This window comes from Ruegeria haliotis, assembly GCF_013377785.1.
Taxonomy (GTDB): domain Bacteria; phylum Pseudomonadota; class Alphaproteobacteria; order Rhodobacterales; family Rhodobacteraceae; genus Ruegeria; species Ruegeria haliotis.
On sequence record NZ_JABXWT010000001.1, the window covers coordinates 471,204 to 484,707 of the forward strand.

Below are 13,504 nucleotides of genomic sequence, written 5' to 3' on the forward strand. Positions count from 1 at the left end.
ATGACATGCCGATAAAGAACCGCCTCGCAGAGATGCACGAAGAAATCACCGGTTGGCGGCGTGACATTCATCAGCACCCTGAAATTCTGTACGACACCCATCGCACCAGCGCTTTGGTTGCCGAAAAACTGAAAGAGTTCGGCTGTGATGAGGTCGTTACCGGCATTGGTCGCACTGGAGTGGTCGGCGTGATCCGGGGCAAGACGGACACTCAGGGCCGCGCGATCGGTCTGCGCGGCGACATGGACGCGTTGCCGATGCAGGAGCAAACCGGGTTGGACTATGCCTCTGAAACACCTAACGCCATGCATGCTTGCGGTCATGACGGCCACACTGCAATGGTTTTGGGGACGGCCAAATACCTGGCGGAAACGCGCAATTTCGATGGCACTGCAGTGGTGATCTTTCAACCCGCCGAAGAAGGCGGGAACGGCGCCGAGGCTATGTGTAAAGACGGGCTTATGGATCGGTTCGGTATTCAGGAAGTCTATGCCATGCACAATGTGCCGGGCCTTCCGACCGGGCAGTTCGCGATCCGCTCGGGGCCATTGCTAGCCGCCGCCGATGAGTTCGATATTCATCTCGAAGGCCATGGCGGCCACGCGGCCAAACCCCATGACACCGTGGATACAACTGTGATGTTGTCCCAGTTGGTTGTTGCCTTGCAGACCGTTGTGTCACGCAATTCTGATCCGATCCAGCAGGGTGTTTTGTCGGTGACTTCGGTCGAAACATCCTCGAAAGCGTTCAACGTGATCCCGCAATCGGCTAGTGTGCGTGGAACGGTGCGCACGCATTCGAATGAGATGCGCGTGATGATCGAGCAGCGGTTGAAGGAGGTCGCAGAGGGCGTCGCCGTGACGATGGGGGGCAAGGCAACCGTCACCTATACCCACGGTGTTCCGGTTACGATCAATGCCGAGGAACAAACCGGATATGCCGAAGAAGTCGCGGTTTCCGTTGGCGGTAGCTGTGCCGAGGCACCGATGGTCATGGGCGGTGAGGATTTTTCCTTCATGCTCGAAGAGCGACCGGGTGCCTTCATCATACTGGGCAATGGTGACAGCGCCGGGCTGCATCACCCGGAATACAATTTCAACGACGAGATCATCCCGATCGGATGCTCATGGTTTGCAGAAATGGTCGAGCGCCGGATGCCGGCGGCTTGAGCAGAATTAGGAGAGAGAAGAGATGCCAGTCAAAAACCGATTTGCCGAGTTGCAGGATGAAATCACTGCATGGCGACGTGACATTCACGAAAACCCCGAGATTCTGTTCGACACGCATCGCACCAGCGCTTTGGTCGCAGAGAAGCTGAAGGAATTCGGTTGTGATGAGGTTGTCACAGGCATTGGCCGGACCGGAGTGGTCGGTGTCATCAAAGGCAAGACCGACAGCACCGGAAAGGTGATCGGCTTGCGCGCCGACATGGATGCCTTGCCGATCCATGAGGCAACGGGGCTGGATTATGCCTCAAAAACTGCTGGCGCCATGCATGCTTGCGGTCATGATGGTCACACCGCGATGTTGTTGGGGGCGGCAAAATACCTGTCCGAGACCCGCAACTTTGATGGCACGGCTGTGGTGATCTTCCAACCCGCCGAAGAAGGCGGCGGCGGTGGTCGCGAGATGTGTGAAGACGGCATGATGGGCCGCTGGAACATTCAAGAGGTCTACGGCATGCACAACTGGCCGGGCCAGCCGGTGGGCAATTTTGCTATCCGCCCCGGCTCGTTCTTTGCGGCGACCGATCAGTTCGATATCACGTTTGAGGGTCGCGGTGGCCACGCCGCCAAACCGCATGAAACCGTGGATACGACGGTTTTGACGGCTCAGGCGGTATTGGCGTTGCAGACCATTGCCTCGCGCAATGCCGACCCGATCGACCAAGTTGTTGTATCGGTGACGTCGTTTGAGACCTCGTCGAAGGCGTTCAACGTCATTCCGCAGAGCGTACAGATCAAAGGCACCGTGCGCACCATGAGCACAGAGATGCGCGATCTGGCTGAAAAGCGGATCAATGAAATCTGCAACGGTGTCGCCGCCACATTCGGGGGCACTGCCGATGTCACCTATATCCGCGGCTATCCGGTGATGGTGAACAGTGACGAGCAAACAGACTTTGCCGCAGAGGTCGCCCGTTCGGTTTCAGGGGCCTGTGACGAGGCGCCATTGGTCATGGGCGGGGAAGATTTTGCCTTCATGCTCGAAGAACGCCCGGGCGCCTATATTCTGGTTGGCAATGGTGACACTGCAATGGTGCACCACCCGGAATACAACTTCAACGACGAGGCTATTCCAGCCGGATGCAGCTGGTGGGCCGAAATAGTCGAACAGCGCATGCCTGCTGCGTGATCATGATACGTGAAGGGGGCTTGCCCCCTTCATACACCCGACGATCTTCATTCAAGATCGAGTTTATCGCAAAGCGTATCGATGACTGTGTTCAAGGCGTCTTTTTGTGTGCTTACACAGGCATTTGCGGCTTCGCGCGCCTTGGTCAGAGCGGTGTCATCTGATAGCCAGCATGCAATTGCGGTTGTTAGGTCTTGCGCTGATTGCACCTCAACCGCGCCGCCACTGGCGACAAGTGGTGCGAAGGTTTCCGCAAAGTTGAAGTAGCCCGGACCAGTGATCACGGCGGCGCCGGCCTGCGCGGGTTCAAAGGGATTGTGGCCACCGATTTCTTTCAGCGAACCGCCGAGGAACACGATCGGGCACAACGCGTACCATGTGCCGGTTTCACCGAGTGTGTCAGCCACATAGGCCTGAGTATTTTCGGTGATCGCTTTCCCTTCTGACCGGAAGGCCGAGGTCAGGTCGGCCTTGCGCAGAAGCGCAGCAACGTCCCCGCGACGGTCCGGGTGGCGCGGAATTAACAAAAGCAGAAGATCGGGCCAGCGTTCCAGCAGTTGGCGGTGCGCGGCCAGAACCGTTTCCTCTTCGCCCGCATGGGTCGAGCTGGCGATCCAGACCGGGCGGTCTGCAATCTGGGTGCGGATGTCTTCCAGGACCGCGGTGTCGACCGGCAGGGGATCGGACATCGCCTTAAGGTTGGTGCCGGGCTGAACCCGTTCAGGGCGTGCGCCCATGGTCGTCAGATTGGTGGCGGTCTTGTCGTTTTGGGTCAGAAACAGGTTGAAATTATCCAGAATGAAACGCGCCGTTTCAGGTCGCTTTTTCCATCCTGCAACGGATTTGTCAGACAGTCGCGCGTTGAGTAAGGCCAACGGCACGCCACGCCGTGCGCTTTCGACGATCAGGCGCGGCCATATTTCGCTTTCAACGAATACACCGGCACCGGGTTTCCAATGATCCAGAAAACGCTGCACAGGTCCGGCGGTGTCCAACGGCGGGTACTGGTGCCGTGTCCGAGGCGGTATGCGCCTTTCTATCAACGCAGCCGAGGTTGGTGTGCCCGAGGTGATCAGGAATTCCGCGTCGGGCAGTCGTTCACCTAGCCGGTTGATCAGGCTGAGGACTGACAAACTCTCGCCGACGCTGGCGGCATGGAACCAGATCAATCGCCCATCAGGTCGGGGCAGGCTGGCGTGACCAAGTCGTTCCTGTTGGCGCTCTGTAGGTACATCCGCAGCTTGCAGTTTGTTTCGAACGGTCCGCCACGCCAATGGCGCCGCAATCGTCGTCAGCCCACAGTACAGCCGGTACAAAAGCGTCGGACGGCCATTTTGGTTCGGCACGTCAGCCGCCCGTGTGGCTCATATGGCGGCTCATCTGGCCGTCAACTGCCTGTCGAGAATAGTCGAAGTCGTGACCCTTGGGCTTGAGGGTGATCGCCGCGCGGATCGCGTCTTCAAGCGGCTGCTCGGTTTCGGGATGGTCCCGCAGCGCGCCGCGCAGATCGGCCATATCCTCTTGCCCGAGGCACATATACAGCTCACCCGTACAGGTTAGGCGCACACGGTTGCAGCTTTCGCAGAAGTTATGAGAAAGCGGGGTGATAAAGCCAATCTTCTGACCGGTTTCTTCAAGCCGCACGTAACGCGCTGGTCCACCGGAGCGCTCGGCCAGATCACTGACCGTGTAATGGTTTTCATACTCTGCCCGCACGTCCTTGAGGGACCAGTATTGATCCAGACGGTTTTCATTGCCGATATCGCCCATTGGCATGACCTCGATCCAGGTCAAATCCATGTCGCGCTCGGCGCACCATCTGGTGATATGTGGCAGCTCTTCCTCGTTGAACCCTTTCAGGGCCACGGCATTGATCTTGATCCGCAAGCCCGCCTTTTGCGCCGCATCGATTCCGTTCAGTACCTGTTTCAGCCGGCCCCAACGGGTGATCTGGCTGAATTTGTCATCGTCCAACGTGTCGAGTGAGATATTCACCCGGCGCACGCCAGCCGCATACAGGTCTTCGGCAAAGCGGTGCAGTTGCGAACCGTTGGTTGTAAGCGTCAGTTCTTTCAGCGCGCCGCTGTCCAGATGGCGGGTCATCGCGTTGAAGAATGTCATGATGTTGCGGCGCACCAGCGGCTCGCCGCCGGTAATGCGCAACTTCTCAACACCCATCTTCACGAAGGTCGAGCACATGCGATCAAGCTCTTCCAGCGTCAGCAGGTCTTTCTTTGGCAGAAAGGTCATGTTCTCGGACATGCAATACACACAGCGAAAATCGCAGCGGTCTGTGACGGAGACGCGGAGATAATTGATGGCGCGTGCGAACGGGTCGATAAGCGGAGCTGTCATGCGTTATAGGTAAAGCTGGAACCGGTCCGCGACAAGGGTGAACTGTGCTTTGGGCTGGTACAGATGCGCACAGGGCTATAGGTTTTGGGTATGAAGTATTCGCTTATTGTATTTTGTGTTCTGCTGGCCGGATGTGATGCCGTGCGATCGACAACGGATCGTGTGTTCGGTGGTAAAGACGCGCCTGCCGAAACTGCGCCCGCCGTCGTCGAGGATATCCCCGAGGTACAGCCCGCCGCAGCCAACGCCAGTTGGGTCGGCGCCAAGAAGACTATTGCCGGATTAGGAGATCCGACAACACCCGGCCGCTGGATGCAGACACCGCTTGTCGATGCCGAGGTTACGGCCCGGGTGGTTGTTCCCCGAACCGGGGCGCAGGCTTACATCACACTGGTGCCCGCCAAAGGCCCGGAAGGCGGCGGAAGCCGGCTGTCTTTGGATGCGATGCGCGCGCTGTTGGTGCCGTTTGATGAGTTGGTCGAGGTTGAAGTCTACGCCAATTGATCCTTCAGATACTTTCCTGCTTCGCGCCGGGCGAAGGGTTTCATGGCATCGCCATGTTTGCCTAGAAAGGTAACCACGCGCTCGGGATCGTGCTTGGACAACTCGCGCAGCCACCAGGCTATGGATTTCTGAATGAACCAGTTGCGATCCGGCACATAGCCAGCAGCCCAGCTAAGGATACGGTCTCGTCGTTGCAGGTCGTCCGGCTTGGGGTGGTTCTGTTTGGTCCAGGGCAGGGTCGCCACCAACGCGGCGCGTCGGGTCCACATGTGGTCCGAGGTGGTCCAGACCTCGACTTGATTCAGGCGTGAAGGATCAGCCGTCAACCGTTTCTGCATCGCCATACAGGCGTGATCTGACACGGCCCAGGAATCGAAATCGGGCAGCCAGCTTTGCAACAAGTCCCACACCTCTGCGTCTGGACGGATTCGTGCCTGGGTCAGCAGTTTCGCAGCGGCGAGGCGACCTTCGTGGATATTTGTCTGCCAAAGCGCATCGGCCAGTTTGACCCGAGAGGGTACGTCGAGCACTTGCCGCCACGTTTTTGTCAGGTCGTTCAAGATAGGGTTAGCGACACCCAGATGGGGCCGGTCCACCTTGTGATATCCTGCCATCTGCTCGGCCCGCTCGGGATCAGCATAGGCTTTGATTTGATTCAGGTGAATGTCCAGCAAGGTCATTTCAAACAGGAACTCCGGTGGGTTTTCCATCGATTGTGTGCTGGTTCTTTTCGCCCCAGTAGGCGCGGATATCGTCATCCGATTTTTTGTCGACCCATTTCTGCATCGTGTCGCGTTCGGACTGATAGTCCATGAAGGGAACCGCATATCCGCACGAGGTCTGCACCATATCGACGCTCAGGTCATAGATCTGCCGTGCGCTGCGATGGCTCGGGAAGTGCCCGGCCAGTTCGGTCCAGTCGTCATCTTCTGCGTGGATCGTCTGCGCAGTGCCGTAGGCCCGCAGGATCAGAGGGCGTGCCGTGAACGAGCACCACATCAACGTCATGCGATTGACCTCGCGCAAGTGCCCCGCGGTTTCATTGCCACTGCCGGTCAGGTTCATCCAGATGATCCGGTTTGGTCCCAGAACCCGTAGCGAATCCATACCTTTGGGTGAAATGTTGACACGACTTTTGGTGTCGGCAGTCCCGACAAAGAATATGTGCTGCTCTTCGATGAACTTCTGGTGGGCCGCGTCGATCTGCGGGAATTGTTTGGCCATGTGGCTCTCCAAAGAGGGCGGGGATCGCGATATGTCCAGAACACTATGGAGCGCAAACTGTGCGGTCTAGCCCTGTCGGTTCTTCTGTCGAAGCTAAGTGACGTCACTAATCGCAATGGGCTTGCAGCAGCGCATCCAGGTGTTTTGGGTAGGTCTTGTACCCGGTGAACACAAAGACATCATCATCTTTTGGTGTCCGGAGGTCATTCTCTTTGTCCCAGCACCGAGCCCAGTCTTGCAGGTGCTCGGTCAGGTCGCCAATTGCGGACGTCAGATCCGGGCCGAGATCAAAGTCATCCGAGGTGATCAGATTGAGGATCTTCTGATTGTTGTCCCGTAAGTGTCTGGCGTGACGAAAAACCCTGCCATTGGCCAGATACTGCTCGTATTCGCGCTTCGACATTCGCATCAACGCCATCAACTGCCCAATTTCGGTATGTCGATTGTCGCTGCCCAAAACCGGACCCTCCGTTACTTATTCTACGGTCACAGACTTCGCCAGATTGCGCGGCTGATCCACATCCGTGCCCTTGGCCACTGCCGTATGATAGGCCAACAGCTGTGCGGGAACCGAATACAGGATTGGCGCCAGGCTAGGGTGGATATGGGGCATGCGGATTGTGCTCCAAACGCCGTCTTCGGCCTCGGCGATGCCATCATCGTCGGACACAAGGATAACCTTGCCCTTACGCGCCATCACCTCTTGCATGTTGGACACAGTCTTGTCGAATACGGCATCGCGCGGGGCCATGACCACCACGGGCATATGCTTGTCGATCAATGCAATGGGGCCGTGTTTCAGCTCGCCCGACGCGTAACCTTCGGCATGGATATAGCTGATTTCCTTGAGTTTCAAGGCACCCTCCATCGCCAACGGGTACATCAGGCCACGCCCGAGGAATAGAACGTCGCGCGCCTCGGACAAGCGCTGGGCGGATTTGCGGATGGCGCGGTTCTGGTCCAATGCGGTATTCAGCACCGAAGGCAGCCCGCGCAGGGCCGCGGCATGATCGGCCAGTTCCTCATCGCTCAGTGTGCCACGGTCGGCGGCGGCCTTCAGTGCCAGCATCAGCAAAACGCTCAGTTGGCAGGTGAAGGCCTTGGTCGAGGCGACGCCGATCTCGACACCCGCGTGGATCGGCAGGGCTACATCGCTTTCCCGGGCAATCGAGCTTTCAGGTACGTTGACGACCGAAACGATCTTGTCCGCCTTGCCCTCGCAATAGCGCAGCGCGGCCAAAGTATCCGCCGTTTCCCCCGACTGGCTTACAAACAAGGCAAGGGTGCGGTCGGTGATCGGAGGCTCGCGATAGCGAAACTCGCTGGCGATATCGACCTCGACCGGCATCTTGGCCAGTTGCTCGAACCAGTATTTCGCGGTCAGGCAGGCATAGAACGCGGTGCCACAGGCGACCATGGTCAGACGGTCCAGCTTGGAGAAATCCAGATCGGTGTCGGGCAATACGACCTGATCCGCGCCAGTGGGCATGTAAGAGCGGATCGCTTCGGCCACCACGATCGGTTGCTCGGCGATCTCCTTGGCCATGAAATGCTTGTGCTCGCCTTTGTCGGCGCGGGCGTGATCCAGCTTGATCTTGCGCATCTCGCGATTGGCTAGTTCTCCAGCCTCGTTGCGAATTTCCAGCGAAGTGCGCGTGAGGACGGCACGGTCACCTTCTTCCAAATAAGTGATCTTGTTGGTCAGCGGGGCAAGCGCGATGGCGTCTGAGCCGACAAACATCTCGCTGTCGCCATGCCCGATCGCCAGCGGTGAGCCCTTGCGCGCGGCCACGATCAGGTCGTCCTGACCGTCGAACAGGAAGGCCAGCGCGAACGCGCCTTGCAGCCGATCGATGGTTTTGAACGCGGCCTCGATGGGTGACAGCCCGGATTTCAGGAAATGCTCGGTCATCAGGGCGACGGTTTCAGTGTCCGTTTCGGTTTCGAACCCGATGCCGTGCTCGGCCAACTCGGCGCGCAATTCGCGGTAATTTTCAACAATCCCGTTATGCACTACGGCCACTGGCCCAGCCTTGTGCGGATGCGCGTTGTTGACTGAGGGCGCGCCATGCGTGGCCCAGCGGGTATGACCGATCCCGGACTTTCCGGGCAGAGGGTCATGCACCAACAGGTCGCTCAAGTTGACCAATTTGCCAACCGCGCGTCGACGCCCAAGTGCCCCGCTGTTAACAGTCGCGATACCCGCACTGTCATAGCCGCGGTATTCGAGCCGTTTCAGCGCCTCGACCAGAATAGGGGCTGCTTCGTGCTGTCCCAGAACGCCAACAATTCCACACATGGTTCAGGCTCCTTTGTCTCGGCGAGCCTTCTTCGCCTTCAACATGTCAAACAATTTACGCGCATATCCCGGTTTGTTGTCCTGCCGGGCACGCGCCACGGCAAGTGCTTCGGGCTCTACGTCACGAGTAACGACAGTACCAGTTGCGGTCATCGCCCCATCGCCCAGCGTAACCGGCGCGACCAGCATTGTGTTCGAGCCGATGAAAACATTCGCGCCGATTGTCGTTTTGTGCTTCATCACGCCGTCATAATTACAGGTGATCGTACCTGCGCCGATATTTGTCGCGGCCCCAACCGAGGCGTCGCCGATATAGCTGAGGTGATTGATCTTGGCGCCTTCGGCAATTTCGGCATTTTTGATTTCGACAAAATTGCCGATACGCACGTTTTCCGACAATTCCGTGCCGGGGCGCAGGCGGGCATAGGGCCCCACAATGGCACCGCGGCTGACATGGCAACCTTCAAGATGCGAAAATGCCCGGATCGTTGCGCCACTTTCGACTGTCACGCCGGGGCCGAACACCACGTTAGGTTCGATAACAGTGTCGCGTCCAATGACCGTATCTGCCGCCAGATAAACGGAGTCAGGGGCCATCAGTGTGACGCCCAGATCCAATAGCTCGGCACGTGCGCGCGCCTGGAACACGGCATCGGCCGCAGCCAGATCCGTGCGGGAATTGACGCCCAGTGTCTGCGCCTCGTCACAGGCAACCGCCGTGACGTTCAGGCCCTTGGCACGTGCGATTTCGACCACGTCGGGTAAATAGTACTCGCCGGCTGCATTGTCATTGCCGACGGCTTCGATCAGCGAAAACAATAGCTGTGCATCACAGGCCAAAAGACCAGAATTGCAGAAAGTTATGGCGCGTTCTTCTTCCGTGGCATCCTTGAATTCGACGATCCGTTCAAGGGTGTCACCTTTCATCACCAAACGACCATAGCGGGCAGGATCGGCGGCCTCGAACCCAAGAATGACCAGATCATTCTTGGCGCGAGCCTCAATCATCCGCTCTAGCGTATCGGGCTGCAAAAACGGGGTGTCGCCATACAGGACGACAACGTCACCCTGGAATCCTTCAAGCGCATCGTGTGCCTGAGCGACGGCATGGGCAGTGCCCAATTGCTCTTCCTGAACGGCAATCTGGGCGGTTTCGTCTTCGTCTTGGGCGATCTTGGCTACCGCCTCGGACCCGTGGCCGGTGACTATCACTGTCCGTTCAGGCGACAGAACAGATCCGGCGCGCATCGCGTGAACCAGCATCGGCGTCTGGGCGATGGGATGCAGGACTTTTGGAATATCCGAATTCATCCTGGTACCTTTTCCGGCGGCAAGGATGACAAGGGCAGTGGTCATGAAATCGTTTTCTCTTTGTGTTTTGTTGTTGTCCGTTTTATCCGCTGAGGGCAAAGGCGCAAGCGGTTCGGCCATCAAACAAGATTGCCGTTTGCAACACGACAGGGCGGAAACCCGCCGAGCAAGGAGATAAAATGCGCACTGTCATCTTCGATCTGGACGGCACTTTGGCGGATACATCCGGTGATTTGCTGGCTGCGGCCAACCATTGTTTCCGTGAAATGGGTCATGGCGATGTGCTGAATCAGGCTCAGGATGCCGGTATAGCACTGCGGGGTGGGCGGATGATGCTGAGCCATGGCTTGAGGCGTGTCGGGGCACATGATGAAAGCACGATCAACTCCTATTATCCCGTGTTGCTGGACGCCTACGCCCAAGATATTGATACACACACACAGTTTTATCCCGGTGCGCTGGACGCCGTAGCAGCCCTGAGCGCTACGGGGTATGGCGTCGGCATCTGTACCAACAAGCCAGAACATCTGGCAGAACTGTTACTGACCCGGATGGGGGTGCGTGACCGGTTCCTGTCACTCGTGGGGGCGGATACGCTGTCAGTACGCAAGCCAGACCCCGAGCCGCTGCGCGAGGCGGCGCGGCGTGCGGGTGGGCATCCGGACCTCTGCGTCCTGATTGGTGATTCCGATACGGATCGTAACACCGCGCGGGCGGCCGGGGTGCCTTCGGTGCTGGTGACCTTCGGACCGTCCGGTGATGATATGGCTGCGCTAGAGCCTGAGGCGCTGTTGCATCATTTTGATGATTTGCCAGAAATGGTGCGGGGCCTGATCGGCGTTGCGGCGTGACCCTTTGACCTAAACGTGTTGGAGCCTGAGAACAAAACCATGAGCGATAACTTCACCGGCAACTTTACCCAACAGGAACCTATTCCAGAAGAGGCGATTGACGCGGCTTTGGCCGTGCTTCGTCATGGGCGGTTACATCGCTATAATGTTGCACCCGGAGAGTTGGGCGAGGCTGCTTTGCTGGAGCAGGAATTTGCGGCCCAGATGGGAGCGAAATACTGCCTTGCAGTGTCCTCGGGGGGGTATGCGCTGGCGACGGCGTTGCGGGCGGTTGGCGTAAAGCCCGGTGATCCGGTTCTGACCAACGCCTTCACGCTTGCGCCGGTACCGGGTTCAATTGCCTCGGTCGGGGCTGTGCCTATTTTCGTCGGCGTCACCGAAGATCTGACAATCGATCTGGATGATCTCGAGGTCAAGCTGGACAGGGCGCGCGTGCTGATGCTCAGCCATATGCGCGGGCATTTGTGTGATATGGATCGACTGATGCAGATGTGTGATGCAGCGGGCGTAACGGTGATCGAGGACTGCGCACATACGATGGGGGCCGCCTGGCGCGGGCAGTTGTCGGGACGTCAGGGCGCGATTGGGTGCTATTCGTGCCAGACATACAAACATGTCAATTCCGGTGAAGGCGGGTTGTTGATCACTGACGACGAAGAACTGGCAGCCAAGGCAACGATGTTGTCAGGGTCTTACATGTTGTACGAGCGTCATCTGGCGGCACCTGGCCCGGAAGTGTTCGAGCGGATCAAATACACCACGCCCAATGTTTCAGGTCGGATGGACAACCTGCGGGCGGCCATCCTGCGACCTCAACTGCGGGATCTGGACCGGCAGGTGCAGCGTTGGAATGAACGTTATGCCGTGATCGAAAGCGGATTACGCGATACGCCGGGGCTGACGATTGTGGATCGGCCCGAGGCCGAGACTTTTGTCGGGTCTTCTATTCAGTTTCTGCTGCTGGATTGGTCGCCGGAACGCATTGCCGAAGTCATCCGCCGCTGTGCGACGCGTGGCGTGGAAGTGAAGTGGTTTGGTGGGGCCGAGCCCAGCGGGTTCACCTCGCGCTATGATAGTTGGCGTTATGCGGAAAGCGAGCGGATGCCTGACAGTGACCGTATTCTGACGGGGATCATGGACATGCGCGTGCCGCTGACCTTTTCGCTGGAAGATTGCCAGTTAATCGCGCGCATCATCCGGGCCGAGGTGGGCGCTGTTTATCAGTCGTAGCCTAGCGGAGTGCGCATACTGCGCACGCTTGATAGTTTAAGTAACGCCGCCCTGATGGGGCGGCGTTTTGCATTTCTGATGCCTGTCATTCGTAAAGATTGACCGGTTGGGGATTCGCTGATATTCAGTTATTGAACACTTGTTCATTAATGCGGAGGAGGAGAGCGCGTATGTTCACGGCCATGATGAAATTCGATCTGGGTGAAGATGTGAACGCGCTGCGCGAAATGGTGCATCGCTGGGCGCAGGAGCGGGTCAAGCCGATGGCGGCTGAGGTCGATGCGACAAACGCCTTTCCGAACGAACTGTGGAAAGAGATGGGCGACCTTGGCCTGTTGGGCGTCACAGTTTCTGAGGAATACGGCGGCGCAGGCATGTCCTATCTGGCGCATACGATCGCGGTGGAGGAAATCGCGCGGGCCTCGGCCTCGGTTTCACTGTCTTACGGCGCGCATTCCAATCTGTGTGTGAACCAGATCAAGCTGAACGGGACTGAAGAGCAAAAACAGAAATACCTGCCGCGCCTGATCTCGGGGGATCATGTTGGTGCGCTGGCCATGTCCGAGGCCTCGGCCGGATCGGATGTCGTCTCGATGAAGTTGCGCGCGGAGAAGCGCAACGATCACTACCGGCTGAACGGCAACAAGTACTGGATCACCAACGGGCCGGATGCGGATACGTTGGTTGTGTATGCCAAGACCGACCCCGATGCTGGATCCAAAGGCATCACCGCCTTTCTGATTGAGAAAGAGATGAAAGGGTTCTCGACCTCGCCGCATTTCGACAAGCTGGGGATGCGTGGATCGAACACGGCTGAACTGATCTTTGAAGATGTCGAAGTGCCGTTCGAGAATGTCTTGGGCGAAGAGGGTCGGGGCGTGGCTGTTCTGATGTCTGGCCTGGATTATGAGCGCGTCGTGTTGGCCGGGATCGGCACCGGGATCATGGCTGCCTGTCTGGATGAAATCATGCCTTACCTGTCCGAGCGCAAACAGTTTGGCAAACCGATTGGCAGCTTCCAACTGATGCAGGGCAAAATCGCGGACATGTACACAGCGATGAACTCGGCCCGGGCTTATATTTATGAGGTCGCGAAGGCCTGCGACCGGGGCGATGTGACCCGTCAGGACGCGGCGGCATGTTGTTTGTATGCCTCCGAGCAGGCGATGGTGCAGGCGCACCAAGCTGTGCAGGCAATGGGTGGTGCGGGGTTTCTGGCTGATGCGCCGGTCAGTCGTATTTTCCGGGATGCCAAGCTGATGGAAATAGGCGCGGGCACCAGCGAAATTCGCCGGATGCTGATCGGGCGCGAGTTGATGAACGAGATGCTCTGAAAAAGAAAAACGCCCCGCGGTCGAAGGACCTGCGGGGCGTT

Annotated in this window: 13 protein-coding genes; 6 read left to right on the forward strand and 7 right to left on the reverse strand. The window is 58.1% G+C overall.

Annotated features, from left to right (window positions below; all coding sequences use genetic code 11):
• Positions 1-5 precede the first annotated feature (5 nt).
• Together HW561_RS02350 and HW561_RS02355 are read left to right on the forward strand one after the other, a co-directional pair.
• The gene (locus HW561_RS02350; protein WP_176861612.1) at positions 6-1,169 is read left to right on the forward strand and encodes a M20 aminoacylase family protein; all 1,164 of its coding nucleotides are present in this window, start codon (positions 6-8) and stop codon (positions 1,167-1,169) included.
• A 22-nt stretch (positions 1,170-1,191) separates the two neighbouring features.
• Entirely contained in the window at positions 1,192-2,355 is a 1,164-nt protein-coding gene (locus tag HW561_RS02355) for a M20 aminoacylase family protein (RefSeq protein ID WP_176861613.1), read from the forward strand.
• Between the two features lie 47 nt (positions 2,356-2,402).
• On the opposite strand, the gene HW561_RS02360 is transcribed toward HW561_RS02355, so the two are convergent.
• Together HW561_RS02360 and moaA are read right to left on the reverse strand one after the other, a co-directional pair.
• Positions 2,403-3,701, reverse strand: a complete 1,299-nt coding sequence (locus HW561_RS02360; RefSeq protein ID WP_176861614.1) for a 3-deoxy-D-manno-octulosonic acid transferase — start codon at positions 3,699-3,701, stop codon at positions 2,403-2,405.
• A gap of 1 nt (position 3,702) precedes the next feature.
• Positions 3,703-4,710, reverse strand: a complete 1,008-nt coding sequence (gene moaA / locus HW561_RS02365) for a GTP 3',8-cyclase MoaA (protein WP_176861615.1) — start codon at positions 4,708-4,710, stop codon at positions 3,703-3,705.
• A gap of 90 nt (positions 4,711-4,800) precedes the next feature.
• Between moaA and HW561_RS02370 the strand changes: the two genes are divergently transcribed.
• On the forward strand, positions 4,801-5,214 hold the full coding sequence (locus HW561_RS02370; protein WP_176861616.1) for a hypothetical protein: 414 nt from the start codon (positions 4,801-4,803) through the stop codon (positions 5,212-5,214).
• Here HW561_RS02370 and HW561_RS02375 read toward each other — a convergent pair.
• The 5 genes from HW561_RS02375 to glmU all read right to left on the reverse strand — a co-directional run bounded on the left by HW561_RS02375 (position 5,202) and on the right by glmU (position 10,093).
• A complete protein-coding gene (locus HW561_RS02375; RefSeq protein WP_408015358.1) occupies positions 5,202-5,924 on the reverse strand; it encodes a DNA alkylation repair protein in 723 nt (240 codons plus the stop codon). The genes HW561_RS02370 and HW561_RS02375 overlap by 13 nt on opposite strands.
• Positions 5,896-6,438 (reverse strand): pyridoxamine 5'-phosphate oxidase family protein, encoded by a 543-nt coding sequence (locus HW561_RS02380; RefSeq protein ID WP_176861617.1) that lies wholly within the window; start codon positions 6,436-6,438, stop codon positions 5,896-5,898. The genes HW561_RS02375 and HW561_RS02380 overlap by 29 nt, the downstream gene beginning before the upstream one ends.
• A gap of 106 nt (positions 6,439-6,544) precedes the next feature.
• Positions 6,545-6,841 carry a hypothetical protein gene (locus tag HW561_RS02385; protein ID WP_176861618.1) on the reverse strand — a complete coding sequence of 99 codons (297 nt, stop codon included), beginning with the start codon at positions 6,839-6,841 and terminating at the stop codon, positions 6,545-6,547.
• Positions 6,842-6,913: 72 nt separating this feature from the next.
• Positions 6,914-8,737, reverse strand: coding sequence for a glutamine--fructose-6-phosphate transaminase (isomerizing) (gene glmS / locus HW561_RS02390; protein ID WP_176861619.1), 1,824 nt, complete (start codon positions 8,735-8,737; stop codon positions 6,914-6,916).
• 3 nt (positions 8,738-8,740) lie between these two features.
• A complete protein-coding gene (gene glmU, locus HW561_RS02395) occupies positions 8,741-10,093 on the reverse strand; it encodes a bifunctional UDP-N-acetylglucosamine diphosphorylase/glucosamine-1-phosphate N-acetyltransferase GlmU (RefSeq protein ID WP_176861620.1) in 1,353 nt (450 codons plus the stop codon).
• Between the two features lie 134 nt (positions 10,094-10,227).
• On the opposite strand from glmU, the gene HW561_RS02400 reads away from it, so the two are divergent.
• The 3 genes from HW561_RS02400 to HW561_RS02410 all read left to right on the forward strand — a co-directional run bounded on the left by HW561_RS02400 (position 10,228) and on the right by HW561_RS02410 (position 13,463).
• The gene (locus tag HW561_RS02400; protein WP_176861621.1) at positions 10,228-10,899 is read left to right on the forward strand and encodes an HAD-IA family hydrolase; all 672 of its coding nucleotides are present in this window, start codon (positions 10,228-10,230) and stop codon (positions 10,897-10,899) included.
• Between the two features lie 39 nt (positions 10,900-10,938).
• Entirely contained in the window at positions 10,939-12,129 is a 1,191-nt protein-coding gene (locus HW561_RS02405; RefSeq protein WP_176861622.1) for a DegT/DnrJ/EryC1/StrS family aminotransferase, read from the forward strand.
• 170 nt (positions 12,130-12,299) lie between these two features.
• Positions 12,300-13,463, forward strand: coding sequence for an isovaleryl-CoA dehydrogenase (locus tag HW561_RS02410; RefSeq protein WP_176861623.1), 1,164 nt, complete (start codon positions 12,300-12,302; stop codon positions 13,461-13,463).
• The last annotated feature ends 41 nt before the right edge of the window (positions 13,464-13,504 follow it).

Bases quoted from the DNA above. Each gene is read 5' to 3' on its own strand.
- HW561_RS02350 (WP_176861612.1), top strand. From the start codon at position 6: ATGCCGATAAAGAACCGCCTCGCAGAGATGCACGAAGAAATCACCGGT.
- HW561_RS02355 (WP_176861613.1), top strand. From the start codon at position 1,192: ATGCCAGTCAAAAACCGATTTGCCGAGTTGCAGGATGAAATCACTGCA.
- moaA (WP_176861615.1), bottom strand. From the start codon at position 4,710: ATGACAGCTCCGCTTATCGACCCGTTCGCACGCGCCATCAATTATCTC.
- HW561_RS02370 (WP_176861616.1), top strand. From the start codon at position 4,801: ATGAAGTATTCGCTTATTGTATTTTGTGTTCTGCTGGCCGGATGTGAT.
- HW561_RS02375 (WP_408015358.1), bottom strand. From the start codon at position 5,924: ATGGAAAACCCACCGGAGTTCCTGTTTGAAATGACCTTGCTGGACATT.
- HW561_RS02380 (WP_176861617.1), bottom strand. From the start codon at position 6,438: ATGGCCAAACAATTCCCGCAGATCGACGCGGCCCACCAGAAGTTCATC.
- HW561_RS02385 (WP_176861618.1), bottom strand. From the start codon at position 6,841: ATGTCGAAGCGCGAATACGAGCAGTATCTGGCCAATGGCAGGGTTTTT.
- glmS (WP_176861619.1), bottom strand. From the start codon at position 8,737: ATGTGTGGAATTGTTGGCGTTCTGGGACAGCACGAAGCAGCCCCTATT.
- glmU (WP_176861620.1), bottom strand. From the start codon at position 10,093: ATGACCACTGCCCTTGTCATCCTTGCCGCCGGAAAAGGTACCAGGATG.
- HW561_RS02400 (WP_176861621.1), top strand. From the start codon at position 10,228: ATGCGCACTGTCATCTTCGATCTGGACGGCACTTTGGCGGATACATCC.
- HW561_RS02405 (WP_176861622.1), top strand. From the start codon at position 10,939: ATGAGCGATAACTTCACCGGCAACTTTACCCAACAGGAACCTATTCCA.
- HW561_RS02410 (WP_176861623.1), top strand. From the start codon at position 12,300: ATGTTCACGGCCATGATGAAATTCGATCTGGGTGAAGATGTGAACGCG.